This is a genomic window from Clostridium sp. CAG:221 (assembly GCA_000435835.1).
Taxonomy (GTDB): Bacteria; Bacillota; Clostridia; order Clostridiales; family Clostridiaceae; genus Clostridium.
On record FR883370.1, the window covers coordinates 74,386 to 94,617 of the forward strand.

20 protein-coding genes and 1 tRNA gene are annotated in these 20,232 nt (G+C 28.6%); 5 read left to right on the forward strand and 16 right to left on the reverse strand.

Annotated features, from left to right (window positions below; translation table 11 throughout):
- Nucleotides 1–5 precede the first annotated feature (5 nt).
- A complete protein-coding gene (gene nifJ, locus Q5O44_RS02780) occupies nt 6–3,524 on the reverse strand; it encodes a pyruvate:ferredoxin (flavodoxin) oxidoreductase (RefSeq protein ID WP_022166866.1) in 3,519 nt (1,172 codons plus the stop codon).
- Nucleotides 3,525–3,745: 221 nt separating this feature from the next.
- Between nifJ and Q5O44_RS02785 the strand changes: the two genes are divergently transcribed.
- Nucleotides 3,746–3,821 (forward strand) — tRNA-Met (locus tag Q5O44_RS02785).
- Between the two features lie 35 nt (nt 3,822–3,856).
- Here Q5O44_RS02785 and Q5O44_RS02790 read toward each other — a convergent pair.
- Complete coding sequence (locus Q5O44_RS02790; protein WP_022166867.1) at nt 3,857–4,729, reverse strand: GGDEF domain-containing protein; 873 nt, start codon at nt 4,727–4,729, stop codon at nt 3,857–3,859.
- A 105-nt stretch (nt 4,730–4,834) separates the two neighbouring features.
- Here Q5O44_RS02790 and Q5O44_RS02795 point away from each other — a divergent pair, with 105 nt between their 5' ends.
- The 3 genes from Q5O44_RS02795 to Q5O44_RS02805 all read left to right on the forward strand — a co-directional run bounded on the left by Q5O44_RS02795 (nt 4,835) and on the right by Q5O44_RS02805 (nt 6,560).
- Nucleotides 4,835–5,890, forward strand: a complete 1,056-nt coding sequence (locus Q5O44_RS02795; protein WP_022166868.1) for an IS1595 family transposase — start codon at nt 4,835–4,837, stop codon at nt 5,888–5,890.
- Nucleotides 5,891–6,041: 151 nt separating this feature from the next.
- Nucleotides 6,042–6,191, forward strand: coding sequence for a hypothetical protein (locus tag Q5O44_RS02800; protein WP_022166869.1), 150 nt, complete (start codon nt 6,042–6,044; stop codon nt 6,189–6,191).
- A 12-nt stretch (nt 6,192–6,203) separates the two neighbouring features.
- Complete coding sequence (locus Q5O44_RS02805) at nt 6,204–6,560, forward strand: GNAT family N-acetyltransferase (RefSeq protein ID WP_302637218.1); 357 nt, start codon at nt 6,204–6,206, stop codon at nt 6,558–6,560.
- A 279-nt stretch (nt 6,561–6,839) separates the two neighbouring features.
- Here Q5O44_RS02805 and Q5O44_RS02810 read toward each other — a convergent pair whose 3' ends face one another.
- The 9 genes from Q5O44_RS02810 to Q5O44_RS02850 form a co-directional block, all read right to left on the reverse strand.
- Nucleotides 6,840–7,628: a DUF4097 family beta strand repeat-containing protein gene (locus tag Q5O44_RS02810; RefSeq protein ID WP_022166871.1), complete on the reverse strand. Its 789-nt coding sequence runs from the start codon at nt 7,626–7,628 to the stop codon at nt 6,840–6,842.
- A gap of 19 nt (nt 7,629–7,647) precedes the next feature.
- Nucleotides 7,648–8,214 (reverse strand): hypothetical protein, encoded by a 567-nt coding sequence (locus Q5O44_RS02815; RefSeq protein ID WP_022166872.1) that lies wholly within the window; start codon nt 8,212–8,214, stop codon nt 7,648–7,650.
- Between the two features lie 133 nt (nt 8,215–8,347).
- A complete protein-coding gene (locus Q5O44_RS02820) occupies nt 8,348–8,992 on the reverse strand; it encodes an ABC transporter ATP-binding protein (protein WP_302637209.1) in 645 nt (214 codons plus the stop codon).
- Between the two features lie 46 nt (nt 8,993–9,038).
- Nucleotides 9,039–9,413, reverse strand: a complete 375-nt coding sequence (locus Q5O44_RS02825; protein ID WP_022166874.1) for a GntR family transcriptional regulator — start codon at nt 9,411–9,413, stop codon at nt 9,039–9,041.
- Nucleotides 9,414–9,641: 228 nt separating this feature from the next.
- The gene (locus Q5O44_RS02830) at nt 9,642–11,297 is read right to left on the reverse strand and encodes a sensor histidine kinase KdpD (protein ID WP_022166875.1); all 1,656 of its coding nucleotides are present in this window, start codon (nt 11,295–11,297) and stop codon (nt 9,642–9,644) included.
- 157 nt (nt 11,298–11,454) lie between these two features.
- On the reverse strand, nt 11,455–12,078 hold the full coding sequence (locus Q5O44_RS02835) for a cyclase family protein (protein ID WP_022166876.1): 624 nt from the start codon (nt 12,076–12,078) through the stop codon (nt 11,455–11,457).
- A 183-nt stretch (nt 12,079–12,261) separates the two neighbouring features.
- Nucleotides 12,262–12,708: a dUTP diphosphatase gene (locus Q5O44_RS02840; RefSeq protein WP_022166877.1), complete on the reverse strand. Its 447-nt coding sequence runs from the start codon at nt 12,706–12,708 to the stop codon at nt 12,262–12,264.
- 101 nt (nt 12,709–12,809) lie between these two features.
- Nucleotides 12,810–13,247 (reverse strand): hypothetical protein, encoded by a 438-nt coding sequence (locus tag Q5O44_RS02845; RefSeq protein WP_022166878.1) that lies wholly within the window; start codon nt 13,245–13,247, stop codon nt 12,810–12,812.
- 129 nt (nt 13,248–13,376) lie between these two features.
- Complete coding sequence (locus tag Q5O44_RS02850) at nt 13,377–14,666, reverse strand: uracil-xanthine permease family protein (RefSeq protein ID WP_022166879.1); 1,290 nt, start codon at nt 14,664–14,666, stop codon at nt 13,377–13,379.
- A 383-nt stretch (nt 14,667–15,049) separates the two neighbouring features.
- Between Q5O44_RS02850 and Q5O44_RS02855 the strand changes: the two genes are divergently transcribed.
- Nucleotides 15,050–15,775 (forward strand): polysaccharide deacetylase family protein, encoded by a 726-nt coding sequence (locus Q5O44_RS02855; protein ID WP_022166880.1) that lies wholly within the window; start codon nt 15,050–15,052, stop codon nt 15,773–15,775.
- 154 nt (nt 15,776–15,929) lie between these two features.
- Here Q5O44_RS02855 and Q5O44_RS02860 read toward each other — a convergent pair whose 3' ends face one another.
- The 5 genes from Q5O44_RS02860 to Q5O44_RS02880 all read right to left on the reverse strand — a co-directional run bounded on the left by Q5O44_RS02860 (nt 15,930) and on the right by Q5O44_RS02880 (nt 20,149).
- Nucleotides 15,930–17,312, reverse strand: coding sequence for an MATE family efflux transporter (locus Q5O44_RS02860; RefSeq protein ID WP_022166881.1), 1,383 nt, complete (start codon nt 17,310–17,312; stop codon nt 15,930–15,932).
- A gap of 263 nt (nt 17,313–17,575) precedes the next feature.
- Nucleotides 17,576–17,758 carry a DUF4250 domain-containing protein gene (locus Q5O44_RS02865; RefSeq protein ID WP_022166883.1) on the reverse strand — a complete coding sequence of 61 codons (183 nt, stop codon included), beginning with the start codon at nt 17,756–17,758 and terminating at the stop codon, nt 17,576–17,578.
- Between the two features lie 263 nt (nt 17,759–18,021).
- On the reverse strand, nt 18,022–18,891 hold the full coding sequence (locus Q5O44_RS02870; RefSeq protein WP_022166885.1) for an ATP-binding protein: 870 nt from the start codon (nt 18,889–18,891) through the stop codon (nt 18,022–18,024).
- Nucleotides 18,892–19,003: 112 nt separating this feature from the next.
- Nucleotides 19,004–19,795, reverse strand: a complete 792-nt coding sequence (gene hisJ, locus Q5O44_RS02875; RefSeq protein ID WP_022166886.1) for a histidinol-phosphatase HisJ — start codon at nt 19,793–19,795, stop codon at nt 19,004–19,006.
- A 9-nt stretch (nt 19,796–19,804) separates the two neighbouring features.
- Nucleotides 19,805–20,149 (reverse strand): BRCT domain-containing protein, encoded by a 345-nt coding sequence (locus Q5O44_RS02880; protein WP_291659756.1) that lies wholly within the window; start codon nt 20,147–20,149, stop codon nt 19,805–19,807.
- Between the last annotated feature and the right edge of the window lie 83 nt (nt 20,150–20,232).

The following is a 20,232-nucleotide window of genomic DNA, read 5'->3' on the forward strand; positions in this document are numbered from 1 at the left end:
ATTATTTAATTTATTTCTGATAGTTTCTTATACATACCATATCTTCTAATAGCATCTTCTTTAGTCCTTGCAAATAATTCTTCTGCCAGTTCTGGATATACCTTAGCTAAAGCAGAATATCTCACTTCTCCCATTAGAAAATCATTAAACAAATCATAATTTGGTGCTTTAGAATCTAAAGTAAATGCTGGTTTTTCTCCTACCACATCTGGATTATATCTATATAACTGCCAATATCCACAAGCTACTGCCTTCTTTTGTTCACCTGGCGTATTACTCATTCCTGATATAATTCCATGGCTTATACATGGAGCATATGCAATGATAAGTGATGGTCCTTTATAGCTTTCAGCTTCAGCAATTGCTTTCACTGTCTGATTCATATCAGCACCTAAACATACTTGTGCTACATAAACATAGCCATAAGTTATTGCCATTAAGCCTAAATCTTTCTTTCTTATTCTCTTACCTGCTGCAGCAAATTTTGCTACTGCTGCCGTTGGTGTTGATTTTGATGCTTGCCCTCCTGTATTAGAATATATTTCTGTATCCATTACTAAGACATTAACATCTTCTCCACTGGCAAGTACATGATCTAATCCTCCATAGCCAATATCATATGCCCAACCATCTCCACCAAAAATCCATTGTGATCTTTTAACTAAGAAGCCTTCATCTTTCTTTATGGCATTAGCTATTTCACTATCTTCATTTTGTAAAACTGCTTTAACTTTTTCAGCTCTTTCTCTTGTTCCTTCACTTTCATCCTTATTTTCAAGCCATTCTCTTAAAACAGATTTTACTTCTTCACTCATATCACTTTCTAGAGCTTTTTCAATATTGCTTGCTATTCTTTCTCTTACAGCTTTAACTCCTAAATACATTCCAAGTCCATACTCTGCATTATCTTCAAATAATGAGTTTGCCCATGCAGGACCATGACCATTTTGATTCTTTGAATATGCTGTGGCAGCTCCTGCTGCAGCCCATATTGATGTACATCCTGTAGCATTAGCTATCATCATTCTATCACCAAATAATTGAGTTACTAGTTTAGCATATGGAGTTTCTCCACAACCGGCACAAGCACCTGAGTATTCAAGCAATGGTTGTTCAAATTGACTTCCTTTAACTGTAGCTTTCTTCATAGGGTTTGCTTTGTTTTTAACCTTATCTGTAGCATAATTCCAAGGTTCTATTTGATCATGCTGAGTTTGTTGTGGTTTCATTATCAATGCTTTTCCTGGTGCTGGACAAATTTCTGCACAATTTCCACATCCTACACAATCTAAAGGACTTACCCCTATTGTAAAATACTTAAGTTCTGGATCTTTAACTCCTTTAGCATTTAATACTTTAAAATCTTTTGGTGCATGTTCTCTTTCATCTTCATTTAATAAAAATGCTCTTATTGTTGCATGAGGACATACAAATGAACATTGGTTACATTGTATACAGTTTTCAGGAATCCATTCAGGAACATTTACAGCAATACCCCTCTTTTCAAATCTAGTGGTTCCTGATTCAAATGTATCTCCTGCTCCAGTTTCCACAAATTTTGAAACAGCTAGTTTATTACCTTGTAATTTATTTATAGGATCGCATATTTCTCTATAGAAATCTGTTAAATGTTTTTCTGTTTTTTCTTCTTTATCCTTTGCGTCTTTCCATGAATCTGGAACATTTATTTTTTTTACTGAATTAATTCCTGCATCAATAGCAGCAAAATTCATATTCACTACTTTTTCGCCTTTTTTACCATAAGAAGTTACAACTGCTTCCTTTAAATATCTTATGGCATCTTCTACAGGTATTATATTTGCTAGTTTAAAGAATACTGATTGCATAATCATATTTATTCTTCCACCAAGGCCTATTTCCTGAGCTATCTTAACGGCATTAATTGTATAAAAATTAATATTATTTTCAGCTATGTAACGTTTTAAGCTTCCTGGAAGCTTTTCTTCCAACTCTTCTTCATTCCAAATAGTATTTAAAACTAAAGTACCATTTTTCCTTAATCCTTCTACTATATTATATGAAAATACATATGATTGATTATGACAAGCAATATAGTGGGCTGAATCTATTTCATAATGTGACTTAATAGGTTTATCTCCAAATCTTAAATGGGAAATAGTTATACCACCTGATTTTTTAGAATCATATGAAAAATAACCTTGAGCATACATATCAGTATGATCCCCAATTATCTTAATGGCAGTCTTATTAGCACCAACTGTTCCATCTGAACCTAATCCCCAGAATTTACAAGCAGTAATACCTTCTGGTGTTACATCAATATTTTGTACTTCATCTAAAGATGTATATGTCACATCATCATCTATTCCTATGGTAAACCTATTCTTTGGATTATCCTTGCAAAGATTTTCATATACAGCTGCAATATGTGATGGATATGGATCTTTAGAACCTAATCCAAATCTTCCACCAACTACTACTGGTGCATCTTCCATTTCACTTACTGCCTTAAGTACATCTAAATATAAAGGCTCACCTGAAGCTCCTGGTTCCTTTGTCTTATCAAGTACAGCTATTTTCTTAACAGTCTTAGGAATTTCAGCTAATAATTTTTCATAACTAAAAGGTCTATATAATCTTACTTTTATCAAACCAACCTTTTGACCTTTATCCATCAAGTAATCAATGGTTTCTTCTATTACTTCTGTTACAGCTCCCATTGCTATTATTATTCTATCTGCATCTAATGCTCCATAATAATCAAAACAGTGATATTCCCTTCCTGTAATATGTTTTATCTTATCCATATATTCTTCTACTATATCTGGTATAGCATCAATATATTTATTTATTGATTCACACATTTGGAAATATACATCTGGATTTTGATTTGTTCCTCTTATTACTGGATGATCTGGATTCAATCCATATCTTCTAAATTTCTCTAATGCTTCTTGATCTATAAGTCCTTCCAATTCCTTACTTTCAACAACTTCTATCTTTTGTAATTCATGGGAAATCCTAAATCCATCAAAAAAGTTTATAAAAGGCATTTGTGCTTTTATGGCAGATAGATGTGCAACTGCTGATAAATCCATAACTTCTTGCACAGAGCCTTCACAAAGCATTGCTACCCCAGTTTGTCTTGCTGCCATAACATCTTGATGATCTCCAAAAATACTTAATGAAGATGTTGCTATAGCTCTTGCTGCAACGTGAATAACCCCCGGAAGTCTTTCCCCTACTAATTTATATAAATTAGGAATCATAAGTAGTAACCCTTGAGATGCTGTATATGTAGTACCAAGAGTTCCTGCTTGCAAAGCTCCATGGAGTGCTCCAGCTGCTCCCGCTTCAGATTGCATTTCAACAACTTTTACAGGTTGACCAAAAATATTCTTTCTTCCTTTTGCTACCCATTCATCAACATGTTCAGCCATGGGAGATGAAGGAGTAATAGGAAATATTGATGCTACTTCAGTAAACATGTAAGATATATGTGCAGCCGCTGTATTTCCATCCATTGTTTTCATTTTTCTCATGATCAGTTCCTCACTTTCCTTTCTTCGCTATGTAGTTATTTTTTATCAAATTCAAATTAATATACCTTTATAGTATTTTTATTATTTCGTTAACTATGCAACTATCTTTTATAAAACTATCTTTATGCTATAATAAAAAAATTTTATATGATAGTTGACTTTTAAAAATTATAGGCATATAATTAAATCATACCCCAAGTAAACGTTTAAATATATAACATCGCGGGGTGGAGCAGTCGGTAGCTCGTCGGGCTCATAACCCGAAGGTCATAGGTTCAAATCCTATCCCCGCAACCAAAAAGAAGTGTTAAACAATGTTTAACACTTCTTTTTTAATTAAATACCACTCTATTTTTACCACTATTCTTAGCCTTATATAAATTTTTATCTGCTATCTCTAAAGTTTTATATCCACATTCCTCAGAATAAGCTATTCCAAGGCTTGCTGTAACCTTTACTTCTTCTTCCCAAATCAAATCTTCAATGATTCTTCTAATACTTTCAGCTATCATTATTACTTCTTTTTTAGATTTATCTTTTAACAATACTACAATTTCTTCTCCAACATATCTAAATAGTTCAAATTCCCCACTATGAAGATTACTCATAACATTACAGCAATTTACTAAAACTGTATCTCCAAATTTATGACCATATGTATCATTGAGCTTTTTAAAGTTATCAATATCAATCATTATAACAGAAAACTTATTTTTCCTATTAAGCAACTCATAATATCTTTTATCAAAATATTCCCTATTATATATTTTTGTTAATGGATCATATTTAATCCTTTTCTTTATGATTCTAATATAAATCACCAAAATACATAATACTACTAAAAATATTAAAAGTATGATACCAATAGCTTTAAATAAAAAAGAATTTTGATTAAATTGTTTGCTAAGCTGCTCTTCTTTTTCGATATCTTCAATTAATAGTTTTAAATAATTTTCATTATTTAAAACTATCTCTTTATTATTTACGTTTTTACTGATTTGGTTCATTTCTTCAATATATTTTAATTGTAAATCTTCATTTTTAATATCATATGCCAAATATATATTTTTAAATATATATTCTACAGCTCTTACATAATCATTCTCTTCATAATACAATGCTTTTAAATAATCCTGCAAATTTATTCTAGCTTCATAATCACAATTAGATACTTCACTTAAAATAATTTTACTAATATTTATCAATATATCATTTTTTATTGGCTTTGTTTTAATAAACTGTTGAAATTTGATTAACCTCTATAAATATGGTTATAATATATAATATAACTACTATTTAGGAGGTTTTTTATGCCAAGAGTTAATAATGTTATTCAGCAAGTTTCACAATTAAATACATATGAGCAAGAGAAGGTATTTGATTTTTTAAAGACTGTATTGATGTCAAATGGAATAACTAACTCTATAGATGAAGAAATCGCTGAAAATAGATTTAACAAGGGGAAGTGCTGTCCTTTTTGCAATCATGATAAAATATCTAAGTATGGAAAATATCATGGTAAGAATGGCGTTAAACAAAGGTATAAATGCCAAAATCCAGAGTGCAAAAAAACTTTCAATGATTTTTCTAAATCCCCAGTTTCAAGTAGTAAAAAGGGATTAGATAAATGGCTACTATATGCTCAATGTATGATAAATGGTAACACTATTAGGCAATGTGCCGAAATTGTTGAGATTAATATTGCAACAGCTTTCTTTTGGAGACATAAAATTATAGACGCTATTAGAAAATTTATTGGCTACGGCTCTCTTGAGGGTGTTATTGAACTCGATGAGACATACTTTGCCCTTATCTATAAAGGGAATCATAGCAAAAGTTCTAATTTTACTATGCCAAGGGAATCAAGAAAGCGTGGTAAAGAAATAAATACAAGAGGTATATCAAAGGAATTTGCCTGTGTATTATGTGGTGTAGATAGATTAGGAAATATATATATTGGTTTAATATGTGATGGCAGACCTAACTATACTGATATAAATAGGGCTTTATCAGAGGTTGTTGAAGAAAATTCTATTTTATGTACTGATAAACATAGGAGTTATATCCCATTTGCGGCTCAACATAATTTTGAATTACATCAAATTAGGGGTGGGAGAAAAACTGTGGATATTTATAATATTCAAAGAGTCAATGCTTTTCATAGTAGCTTAAAAAGATGGATAAGAAAGTTTAATAGTGTTTCAACCAAGTTCCTAACAAACTACCTATTTTGGTATAAATGGACCCAATTATTTAAAACAGAAATGGAAAGGAATAAACCTAAAAAGTTCTTTATTCATGCTAATTCAACACATTCTGTATCTTTAATAAAGGATTTTAAGATTAGAAGACCAATATATGTATAAAGGTAAAATTTGTTTTAATTTTACTATTTTTAGTGTACAATAAATATAATGATTGATGAACAATTGTATTTAAATACGAAATAACTATTGCATTAGAAGATTTCTATAAATTATTATAAAACTAAATAAATAGTGCTAGAGGAGTGAACCTATGAAAAATTTATTAATTAAAGAATGTAGCTTAAAAGATATAGAAGAAATTAAATATATATGTGAAAAAACATTCTATGATACATTCTCTCATGAGAATACAAAAGAAGATATGGAAAATTATTTGAAGGAAAATTTCTCTTACGAGTAGTTAGAGAATGAAATTAATAATAAGGCTTCAAGATTTTATATAGTTAAAAACAATGAAAATGTAGTTGCATATATGAAACTTAATTTTGATAAAGCACAAACAGAACCAGGGCACCATAACACATTAGAAATTCAAAGAATATATATATTACAAGAATATCAAGGTAAACATATTGGTAAGCAGTTGATACAAAAAACTATAGAAATTGGAATAGAAAATAATTTAGATTATATTTGGTTAGGTGTATGGGAACACAATGTAGATGCCATAAAATTTTATGAAAAGCAAGGATTTAAAAAGTTTGATACACATATTTTTAAATTAGGTGATGATGAGCAGACGGATAATTTAATGAAATTAATAATATAAATGTGTATTTATAAGATATATGATAACGCACAATCTTAATATATTGCGATTCAAATAGGATGTCCAAATGGACATCCTATTATGTTATGCTAATTTCAACACTATTTTAAAACAAAGCCATTTTATTTTATTTTAATATGAAAATATATTCTTTTTTATATTTACACAGATTTTAATTCACTATTTCGACATTTGTGCAATATTGCACTACTTTTTTTCGACGTATTATTCTTTCTTCTCTCAATAAAAAAAGCTGATATAAAATTATCAGCTTTTTAACTATTTCCCTACTACCTCTATATCTCCAACACCAGTATTTAAATCAAATACATATGTATTCTCTCCTGATGTCTGTACTTCAATATCACATTTCCCAAGTCCTGATGATGTTTTAAATGAAACCGGTGAATTATTAGGAATATATATATCTGCATCTCCTACTCCACCCTTAAAAATTAAATTTCCATTTACACTCTCTAAATTTAATTTTAAATCACCTACTCCTCCTTTTATATTCATATCACCACAATAACTTAAATTTATTTCAGCATCACCTGTACCTTGCTTTAATGTTAATACATTATATTCTCCATTTTCTATATCAAAATCACCAACGCCAGTCTTTATATCTACATCGCTAAGCTTTAATTTTTTCATCTCACAATCACCAACAGCATTTTTTAAAACCATATCTCCATGGTAATCTACAGGAACTCCTACTTTAAGTTCATTTTTGCTGTATTTAGCACCTAAATCGCATTTAACTTCATCTTCAATAACATTAATTGTACTACCATTCTTTTCAATTGATAATTTCCCAAAGTTATTTCCTTGGCAGGTTCTTTCTATAATTACATCATTTCCTTCAACTGTATATATATCAATATCTGCCACTACAATTTGTAAATTTATTTTATCTACACCATCTATAGTAATGCTTTCATTTACATTTCCTTCTGCATTATTAGAAACATTACTTTTTCTATTAAAACCAAACTCAACGTTGCATCCAGTTAAAAGAAATCCCATTAAAACTATACTTAATACACCACAAAATCTCTTTTTCAAACCATATACCTCCATAAATCTAGTTAATATTTAAATTATTATCTATTCTTTTAGCACAATATACACCTAATAATATAATTGCTGCAAAATTCATTGCAATTTCTATAATATTGTATCTTTCTCCACCTTCAGTAACTATATTTATATATGGCAATATATAAACTATTAAAGAAATTACTGTTGAATATATTGGCATACCTATAACTTCTAAAGCAAGGATTGCTAAAACCCTAAGACCAGTAGATGCTATATAACTATTTACTATAGCTATAAAAAACAACAGTACTACAATCCATGTAACATAAGAAAAAGCTCCATATATCGCTGTAAATCCATGTTGAACAAATAAATTATTTAAGCCAAATTTAATTAATAAATATAAAATATTTATTATAAAAATCATTAAATAAACACCTATAACTTCAATAATTTTTGCCACAATAAATTGCTTTCCATTTATAGGTGCTGCAAAAAATAAATATCCTTGTTCCTTATTTATTTGTTTTGTAAATAAAACTACTTGTGCCACTGTATTGATTATTATCACCATCATTGATATACCCATAACAGTAGCTGAGGAAATCAAATTAGAAACAATCCCTTCATTAACTATTCCAGTTAAAAATACTATACCTATTATTATGGCTTCAACTATATAAAGTAATTTATAATTTTAATACTATACTTTATTATATTTATTATATTTTCCATATTATCACCTACTCTGTAAATATTCTTCTGTATATTCCATCTAAAGAATCATTATACTTGCCTCTTAGATCATCAACATTTCCTTGTTCCACTATTACTCCATCTCTTAAAAATACCACTTTATCAAGAATCTTTTCCACTTCATTAACATAATGAGTTGTTATTATCATTGATATATTTCCATCAATCCTATCTAAGATACAATCAATTATTTTTTCCCTGGTTACAGGGTCCACTCCTGATATTGGTTCATCTAATATATAAAGCTTACTTCTCCTGCTCAAAGTCAAACTTAGAGCTAACTTTTCACACATTCCTTTTGATAAATTGTTGGTCTTCATTTCTTTATTTAGATTCATAAACTTTAATAATCTTTCCATTTCCTCATTATCAAAATCTTTATAAAAATCTCTATAAAACTCTATAATATCTTTCACCTTCATCCATTTAGGTATGATATTCTTTTCCTGCATATATGAAACAATCTCTTTAGTTTTTTCACCAACTTCTTTTCCATCTATTTTTACACTACCACTCTCTGGCTTTAATAATCCTGCAATAACATTTAATAAGGTTGTCTTTCCATGACCATTGGGACCAAGTATTCCCAACACGCAACCTTCTTCCACATTTAAGTTTAAATCACTTATCACTTCTTTCTTATAGTATTTTTTTAATAAGTCTTATATTTCTAATATATTACTCATCTTCTTCCTCCTGATACATTTCATTTATCAATGAAATTACTTCTTCCTTATTAAGACCAATAACCTTTGTGCTATTTATAAATTCTCTAAATATATCTCTAGATTTTTCTTTTTTCAACTCATTGATTATTTCTTTATCTTCAGTAACAAACTTTCCAATACCTCTTTGTGTTTTAATTAACTTATCATTTTCAAGTTCAAAATAAACTCTTTGAATAGTATTAGGATTCACCTTTAATTCATTGGCGTACTCTCTAACTGATGGCATTCTTTGACCTCCCTTTAAAATACCTGATATTATTTTCATTTCAATATGTCTTTTTATTTGAATATATATAGGTTCTTTTGTTGTAAGTTCCAGATCCATTTTCTCACCTCGATATCGTATCTCTGTATTAATTAAATAGTACACCATTACTGTATTTTACTTAATTCCCATATATTTGAACAAAACTCCATTTTCCTTGATTTTCCCATTATTTATCATAACTTCATATTGTTCGCTTTATTTTTCTTTTATTTACTTTATTTTACTAAATTTTAAAAAAAGAAACTGTATCTCTAATTTTTTAGGGATACAGTTTCTTTCATAATACTAATATAATTCATATATATCAGAAAATTCTATATTTATTTTTTGAACCAACGGCTTACTTTCAACATCCATTACTCTATTATGATTATTTACCTCTTCATTAATTTTAATATTAGGTAATTTTACAACAAATTCACTTCCCTCAGAAACATCTTCTAAATACACTTCACCATCATGCAACTCTACTAAGGATTTAACTAATGCTAATCCTATACCGCTTCCTTCATTTTTTCTATTAAGTGATTTATCTTCTTGAACAAATCTATTAAATATATCTTCTCTAATATCTTTTGAAATTCCGATACCATCATCCTTAACTCTAATAAAAACATACTTATCATCAGCTTCAACTATGACTGAAATATTTCCATCATTATTAGTAAATTTAATAGCATTAGATAATAAGTTTAATATTACCCTTTCCATACTTTCTGGATCACATCGTATTTCTAATTCTTCTATATAAGTATCAAAAACTATATTTATATTCTTAGATTCCACATAAGGAATAATTGATAATGTAATATCTTCTACTAAACTTACAATTTCGCAATTAATAAATATAAGCTTCATATATCCAGAATCAATCTTAGTCATATCCACAAGATTATTCACTAACCTTAATAATCTATAACAATTTTGTTTTAGTGTATTGTCATATTTATTATAAGCATCACTTAAAGCTTTTTCACCATTTATTTTATTTACCTCTAATAACTGAATACAAGAATAAATTATATTAATAGGTGTTTTTATTTCATGAGATAAATTAGCAAAAAATTGACTTTTGGCTTTTTCTATTTCTTTTATTTCTTTATATTTTATTTTTAGCTCATTAAAATCGCTTACTTTATTATTTAATCTTATACTTTCTTCGATTCTTCTTATAACTTCTATGTATAATCCAATTAGCAATATACAATATGCAATAAATGTCAAGGTCTTATTATATTCTAAAATTTTATCACTATACTTTAAAAACATATTAAAGTAAAACAACCTTCTAATTGTAAATATACTAATAGTTGTAATAAATATTGTATATATAAATATATTTTTTCTTACACATCTTATTGATAACAATACTAGTAGTATAAAATAATAAATCAATATACCATATTGAAAAATATTCCACAATACTCTACTATTACTTATTAATATATCATTGACATTAAACTTTACCTCTATAAATACGCCAATTATGTTTATCACAGCTGCTAAAACAATGTACTTTCTCTTATTTGTAACAATTCTATTGGCATATTTACTTTCATTTAAAATTGCTATTGTAAGCAAAAAAACTCTAAAAACAAAAGTAAATGTTATTAATTGCTCTATTAATACACTATTATTAATAATAAAATTAACATAAATATATTCAATTAAAATGCTTATATATGATAATGTTAATATAAAGAATTCATTATTTTTATACATATAATAGTATAATAAACAGCTTGGAATGGCTATTATCCCTACAATTATGTTAATTGAATTCAAATCATTAAGTATAGGCAAACTATTTATACTATTAATATCTATTATTTGTATTCCTGAAATAGCAAATGCTAAAAATATAACTGTACTAAATAGCATGTACATAATATATTTTCTATTTTTATCTTCATATTTCGTTAATTTAATCTTTTGATTCATTTGTCTATAATTTCTTCTCCATCAATATTTATTTCTAATAATATCACAAACCATATAATTATACTATTTTTTGATGTATTAATAAAGGAGATTATAAAGAATCTCCTTAGAATATTTTATTTAGTTCCAAATAACTCCCTAATTCTTAATTTTAAAATTAATATCCTTTATACTGAGCAAAGGCTCTAACTAAGCTTGCTTCTGCATTAATCTTTAATGGTTGAGCAAAGACTTCAAACTTTTCAACATATACTAAATCATTTAAATTTGTTATGTTTTCTAGTAAAGGAATATCATTTTTTAATAATATTTTATGAATATTGTATGGATATTTATCTGGAGAAGGAGCATCAATTCCTAACATTTTTATTTTTTTAATTACTAAAAATTCTGCCAATTCCTCGCTTATAACTGGATGATTTTCAAAGTAATCATCTTCTCCAAACTTACTGCTATATCCAGTGTAAAATAAGACTATATCGTTTTCCTTAATTTTTTTATAATATTCTTCTTTTAAGCAAATAATGTCTTCTCCCACTACATTAATTAATACACCATTACCTATAAATCTGTCCAGTGGATATTCACTTATATATTTACTACTTTTATACATATGCATAGGTATATCTATATGGGTTCCAACATGCAGTCCAGTCTTTATATTATAAGCTGTATATCCGTCTCTTTCTAAATCTGCTGCTTGTTTAATACTAAAACTTTCATCCCCAGAATATACCTTTGTATCATTATCTATTATCTGAGTTAAATCAACATACTTCATAAGTTTCTATCTCCCCTTTTCTACACTGTCTTAAAAGCTTTTTATTTTTCCTAATTTTACCACACTTTTTCTTACAAAACAATAATTGACTTTGTAAATATTTACACCCAAATGAAATTAAGCTTTGTAGTTATAACTAAAGGGTTTATATTAAAATTTCTTTAACATAAACCCTTTAAATATCTATTTAGCTCCTGTAGTTCCAAATCCTCCACGATCAGAGTTTCCAAAACTCTCCACTTCTTCAAATTCTATTTCTGGCATTACTTCCATTATTCTAAATTGCCCTATTTTATCACCTTTTCTTATCCATGTACCATTTTTTTCATTTTCTTTTCCTTGTAGGCAATATACAGGCATATGCCATTGATCATTATCTCCAATATATGTATCATCAACAACCCCTACGCTATTTGTCTGAATTATTCCCCACGTTTTAAAAGTTGAGCTTCTTGGTGCTAAATGCCCTTCCCACCCTTGTGGTAATTCTAAAGCAAAACCTAATGGTATCATTGCTCTTTCATTTACAGGAACAAACACATCTTTGTTAGCATAGACATCAATCCAATTACCTTTACTTATCTTTTCTAATTTCTTAGCTTCTTCAAAATATTTAATTCTTATCTTCATATTTTTATCCTTTCTTTTGTACTATAGTCCACTCCTTTTTATATAGTATCATATATTTTATTGGGATGATAGGATATAATATAAACCTATCATCCCTCTTATCATTTCCTTATTCTATTAATTACAACAACTGTTTCTTCTTGATTTTCCTCATCTATTGTCACTTCATTCCATTCCATATATATTGGTTTTTGAAAAAATTTTCTATCTACAATAGCTATTACTCTATAACTGCCTTTTTTTAAATTAGTGAAAGTAACCTGACCTTTTTCATTGGTTAATTTTGATGAAATAAGCCGTGGAGAAATTCCATTTAACATGTACAAATTTATTTTGCTAGATGATATTAATGTTCCATCTTTATTGCCTAATCTAGATATAACTTTTATCTTTCCTCTAATATCTACATTTTCTTTTTTATTATTTTCTATGGTTTCTACCTCATAACTTTCATAAGTTATTATATTTTCATCGGTGTTATCATGTACTATTCCTTTATCCTCTATGTTTTCATAATCATCATCTATTTTAATTTTCATCTTCATCTCTCCCTTTACTATATATTGACATAATATGCTTAAGTTTCAATTTTGTGATAAAAAATTTTAATTCAAATCTGAAGATAAAAAAATGAGGCTTGATATTAACCAGCCTCATTACTAATAATATTATTTCTTTGTTCTATATGTTAAATTCATAACTTGATTTAAAATAACTCCAACAATTCCTGCTAAACTTAATCCTGAAATACTAACACTACTTGTTACTGCAATTCCTATAGGACTACTTAAAATATTTCCTGATAAACCAATAAATAATATCACTGTTATTATTATTATATTTTGAATGTTCATCTTAACTTTTTCTCTTTTAATGGTTTTAACTCCAACTATGGCTATCATTGAAAATAACATTAAGCTTATTCCACCCATAACTGGACTTGGCATAGTAACTATTACAGCTCTAAATTTACCTATAAAGCTTAATAATATTGCAAATACTGCTGTTATTCTTAATATTGAAGGATCATAATTTTTAGTTATTGCAAGAACCCCAGTATTTTCCCCATAAGTAGTATTGGCTGGACCTCCAATTAACCCTGCTGCAAAAGTTGCTAATCCATCTCCAAGCATTGTTCTATTTAAGCCTGGATCTTCAATAAAGTTTTTTCCTACTACTTGTCCATTAGTTGTTATATCTCCAACATGCTCCATAAATACTGCTAATACTACAGGAACAATTATTAATATAGCTGATAAATCTAACTTAGGAAGAGTAAAATTTGGTACTGCTAAAAATGTTGCTTCTGATATCGCTCCTGTTTCAACCATTCCCATAGCATAGGAAATTCCATATCCTATAACTACTGCTATTAATATAGCTACCTGCTTTAACATTCCTTTACCATAATGCTTAATTATTAAAGCTAAACCTAAAGTAATAGATGCTATTAAAACATTTCTTATAGCTCCTGATTGCCCACTTAATAATCCATTAACTCCAGCATTTTTTAATGCATCTGGAATTAAATTAAGCCCTATAACTATTATCATTGGTCCTACCACTTGTGCTGGTAAAACTTTTCTAATTTTATCTACACCAATCTTTTTAATTACAAAAGATAATATTACATAAATCAAACCTACTGCTACAATTCCACCTTGTGCATATCTTAAATCTCCATATTCCTTCGCCACTACTTGAATTACTGGAATAAATGCAAAAGATGATCCTAAGAATACAGGAACCTTTCCTTTGGTACAAAGATGAAATATTAATGTTCCAAGTCCTGCTGAAAACAACGCCACTGCTGGATCTAGTCCTGTTAATAAAGGTACTAATACTGTTGCTCCAAACATTGCAATAAGATGCTGAAACCCTAACACACCCTTAAAAAGTCCACATGCAACTTTCTGTTTCTTTAAATCTCTACTTATTCCTTCTGTAAATTGTGCCATATGTGGTCACTCTCCTCTTAATTTAATATAACAATATTACTTGTCAAAACTAGCTAAAAGCCAGTAAATAAGGAGAAACTTTATTTCTCCCTTTATAGCCTCTCTGGACTATTATTAAAGGTATCTTTATCAAAAAAGCTCCTTACCTGATCGGCAAGAAGCTATAGATATCACAAAAAAACATAGAATATCACTATATACTACTTTCCGACCTCTCTGGATCGCTTTAAAGATAAATCTTAAGCTAATTATACATAGGTAGTTTATTTTTTGCAATGATAAATCACATATTTTTCTAATTTATTTTAATTTTATTCGGAAATACTATAAATATGATTATTTTAATTTAATTTTACTTCCTATAATTTGAAAGGAGATTTTTTATGTTTAATTTTTTTAAAAAAACATCATTCTTTTTGTTGTTTCTTATACTGATTGCTCCTTTTTATAAGGTGAGATGTGAAGAAGGTTCCATTGAAGAACAAAGTAAAAAAACTGTATACCTTACCTTTGATGATGGTCCTGGTGGCAAAGCAACCTTAGAAGTATTAGATACTTTACAAAAGGAAAATGTTCCTGCAACTTTTTTCATAATTGGTAATCAAATTTGCGGACAAGAGGACATTATATTAAGAATGAAAAATGAAGGGCACAGTTTAGGATTACATAGTTTTTCTCATGATAGAAATATTTTATATAGAAGTAATGGGGATTTCATTAATGAAATGAAAAAATGCCAAGATGAATTATTTAGAGTTACAGGGGATTACTACACTATTTTGAGATTTCCCTTTGGCAGCAATAATAGCACATATAGATTAACTAAAAGCATGGTTGATTGTATACATCAAAGTGGTTTCACCATTTACGATTGGACTCAAGACACATTAGATGGAGCTAACCCTAACTCTTCTCCTGACCTAATTCTTAATAGAGCTATCTCTACTGATGATACAGTGGTAGTTTTAATGCATACTTCAAATATAAATATGAATTCTGCTAAAGCTCTCCCTGGCATAATTAAATACTATAAATCTCAGGGATATACATTTAAAAAAATAACTCCTAATACTGAAGAGATTTATAAAATAACAAGACCAAATTGTTAGTTTAATTATGAATTATGAATGATGAGTGATGAATTAATGAATAAACTCCCTTAAAGGGAGTTTAGAAAAATATTATTTATCAGAAACTCTTTGAGTTTCATCCTTAATTCATCATTCTTAATTCATCATTCATCATTAACTAAATTGTGGCGACTTAATTAAGTGCATTAGTGGAACGATATGCACTGTTTAATTTCTTAAATGGCTTTAGCACCATGAAATAAAATGATATAACTAAAAGTATTCCTTTCACAACACTAGAAAGACTTATGCTCCACCATACTCCATCTACACCTAAAGCTAAGGTACTGGCAAGAATTAAAGCTGCTGGTACTCTAAGTCCTGTAAAAATTGTACTTATTAACGATGGCATCATAGTTTTTCCAACGCCAAAGAATGCACCAGTGGTGGTTATTTCTAAACACATAAATACCTGTGAATATCCTAAAATTCTTAAATAATCTGCTCCTTGCTTTATTACTTCCGGTTCATTGATAAATAAGGAGAATAACCACTCTCCACCAAATATCAACAATACTGTAGCAAAAATCCCCAGTATTGATGAAAGCATTAAGGTTTTTTTATAACCTTCTTTCACTCTTTCATATTGACCTGCTCCATAATTTTGTCCCACAAAAGCTGTCAAAGCAGCTGAAAAACCCTCTGCCGTCATCCATGAAATTGACTCTATTTGCGAACCTACTTTCTGTACTGCAATAGGTGTTGCCCCCCATGCTGCAATTATTCTGCCTATAAGCATTGCAAAGAATGAAAATAAGCAATTTTGTGCTGCTGAAGGAGTTCCCCATTTAATTATTTCTTTAGCACTATCTCTATCTAAATACTTACAGCTCTTTTTATTTATTCTATAGCCCATTTTCCAAAATACATAAATAAATATGAAAGTTACCGTAATTTGTGATAATACAGTTGCAAATGCTGCACCTTTTACGCCCATTGCTTTAAAAGGCCCAATACCAAATATCATCACTGGATCCAATACTATATTTATAATCAAGCCTATGGTATTTACTTTGAATGGAAGCTTGCTATTTCCTGACGCAGTTATAATCCCTGTAAATTGAGGATTAAGAAAAGCACAAATCATCCCTAATGATACTATTACCAAATAGCTCATTGCCATGGAAATTATTTCCCTATCACCTAATTTAAAAAATCCAATTAATTCATCCTTAAAAATAAGTAAAAATGATGTATAAGCTATTGCAATTATGATACACATAAAAATACTTGTATGTATATATATATCTTTCTTCTTATCCTCCTTTTTTCCTATGGCTTGAGAAACACCTACTTGTGCTCCAGTTTTAGTAATCATAACTAAAGAATTACCAAACCAAGTAAAAAAACTTGCAGTACCTACTGCTGCAACTGCTGCACTACCAACCTTTCCAATCCACATCATATCCACCAAACTATAAGCCATTTGGATAAAAGATGTTCCTAAGATTGGTATTGATAGCGTTAATAATGTTTTGAATATATCACCTTTTACCAAATCAACAGTTTTTTTCATAAGCTCCCCCTTTATCTTTATTCTCATTTTTAACAAAATAAAAAGACGAAATTCGCCTTTTTTGTTTATTAGGTATTTTATTTAATTATCTTCTTCTTTTGAAATCCTTTTTTTATCATCTAATATTATTTTTACTAAGGCTGTTGATGCTGCAACTAAAACCGCCAGTTTTAAACTTTTTTTAAATTTCATTTTTTATTTCACCTCGCCCATAATATTAAATACTCTTTCATAATTATACTCTTTTCTGGTAATGGAGTAAATTATTTAAACTGATTTAATTCAATATTATATTCATATCCAACTTTTGATAACTTATTAATTAATTCATCCTTATTTATATCTACATCTTCACAGTACTGATCTAAATTTGAATAAAAATCTCTTAATTTCATATTTACCATACTAACTAATATGTTAGGATCCATATCTAATAAACTACTCATAATTTTTTCCTCCCAATATTTATAATTATATATATATATTAATAAGAGCTGCCAAAAGGCAGCTCCTACTATTATGCTAGGCTAATTAATACCTATAAAGCTTAGCTTTCTTTTATTTGTTCTTACCTACTGAATTAACTTCTGGTACTCTAGCAGCATCACTTTTTCTAGGTCCTTTAAAATGATCATTTTCCCAAGTTGCTCTTTGACCTTTCTTAGCCATAATACCACCTCCAATAATAGTATTGGTATTATGGACATTTTTATTCTAAAGGATTTTCTGGATCTAAGAATGAATATTTCTCTCCATCCTTTTCCCATCCTAAGATTGAATTCATATTTACATTTGTTGCTGATTTAAATATTGACTTATCTACATCTTTAAAATTCTTCTTTAATTCAGCTATCATATCCTTAATTTCATGTCTCTTATTACCAATCTTCTCTGCTGCAACCATACATGCACAGTTTAATGGCCAAAGACCTGTATATCTGATAAATCTCTTTATATGCTCTTCTTCTACAAGATAAAGTGGTCTTATAAGCTCTATTCCTTCAAAATTATCTGCTTGAAGTTTTGGTAGCATAGTTTTAAAATTACCTGCATATAAAACATTTAACATAGTAGTTTCTATTACATCATTATAATGATGTCCAAGAGCTAACTTATTACATCCAAGCTCTCTTGCTTTATTATATAATGATCCTCTTCTCATTCTAGCACATAAATAGCACGGATAATCCTTTGCCTTTTCATCGATAATTTCAAAAATTCTTGATTCATATATATGTACAGGAATATTTAAATGCTGGCAGTTTTCCTCTAATAACTCTCTTATTTGAGGATGATATCCTGGATCCATAGCAATGAATTCTAATTCAAATTTTGTTTGTCCATGCTTTTGAAGTTCTTGGAATAATTTTGCCATAAGAAGTGAATCTTTTCCTCCAGAGATAGCTACTGCTATTCTATCTCCTTCTTCTACTAACTTATACTCTTTTATTGCTTTGATAAATTTAGACCATATAGGTTTTCTATATTTCTTTACAAGACTTCTTTCAATTTCTTCAAGAGTCTTCTTTTCTTCTTCTGGTATTATTCTTGGGCATCCTTGTCCTGCTATACCGCTCATACTATCACCTCATATTTTAACTTATGTTTAATTCTTTATATTAAAAATCATTTAATTCACTAACTTAAATTATTGTACTTAATTTATTTCATAAAAGCAACTCTATAATTATTTATAAATCTTTATTAAAATTTGCTGCAATATCTTCTGCCTTATGAGAATCAGAACCAAAAACCATATCTATTTCTAGTTCTTTTGCCTTATTAAAGAAGTATCCACTGGGGTATATTTCCCCGCAATAAGGTTTTCGAAGCCCAGCAGTATTAACATCAATTTCATAATTTGCTTCTTTTATAGCTTGTAAAACTTCATCAATTTTTTTATTATTTTCATAATTGTAAGGATACTTTTTATTAAAAATTCTTACTAATGTAGGATGTCCTATTCTTCTAGGTTTAAATTCTCCTAAATCACTCTTTATTGCTTTTATTAAAGTATCAAAATATAAATCATAAACCTTTGATAGAGTTCCTACACTTTTTAGTAAATCTTCAAATGATTCTAATCCATCAACAGCATAAAACTTATCTTCAACCTTTAAAAAATGTACTGATAAAATCCCATCATCAAGTCTTCTTCCATATTTATTTAAGCTCTCTCTAAGTTCTTCTTCATAACCTTCAATATAATCTACTTCAAGCCCAGTATTAACCTTAATTTTATCCTTATAATTCACTTTTATATCATCTATTTCCTTAAAGTAACACTCTAAAGCTTTTTCATCTGGCGCACAGGTCTTATAAAACTCTTCACCTACAATTTCCTTAGGAAACATTAAATGTTCAGTAAAGGTTATTTCTTTAATTCCCTTTGTAATTGCCTCAGTTATATACTTTTCAAAACTATCATTACTACCATGAGGGCAATAAGGACTGTGAACATGACCATCTCTCTCAATATTCATAAGCTCCTCCTATATATTTAAGATATCTAAGCTTAATTCCATTTCTTTAATATCATTTTCTTTATCTTTTCCCATTAATATATTATAAAAATCATCACAGCTTATTATTTTACAACCCATTTTTTTTGCTTTTATAAGCTTTCCACCTGGCTTTTCACCAACAATTAATAGAGTTGTTCTACTAGTAACAGTACTTTCAACCTTTGCTCTGCAGTTTCTTGCAAATTGAGCTAACTCCCATCTTACTGTAAAACCTCTTCCGGTAAAAACCACAACTTCATTTTCTAATGTTTTTCTGCCTTCATCATAATTAAATTTTCTAGAATCTACTCTATCAATCATTAGCTTTTTCATTCCTCTTAGTTTATTCTAATATATTTATATAATATATAAATATACTTATAAAAGCAAAATTAATTTTTATTAATGCTTTTAAA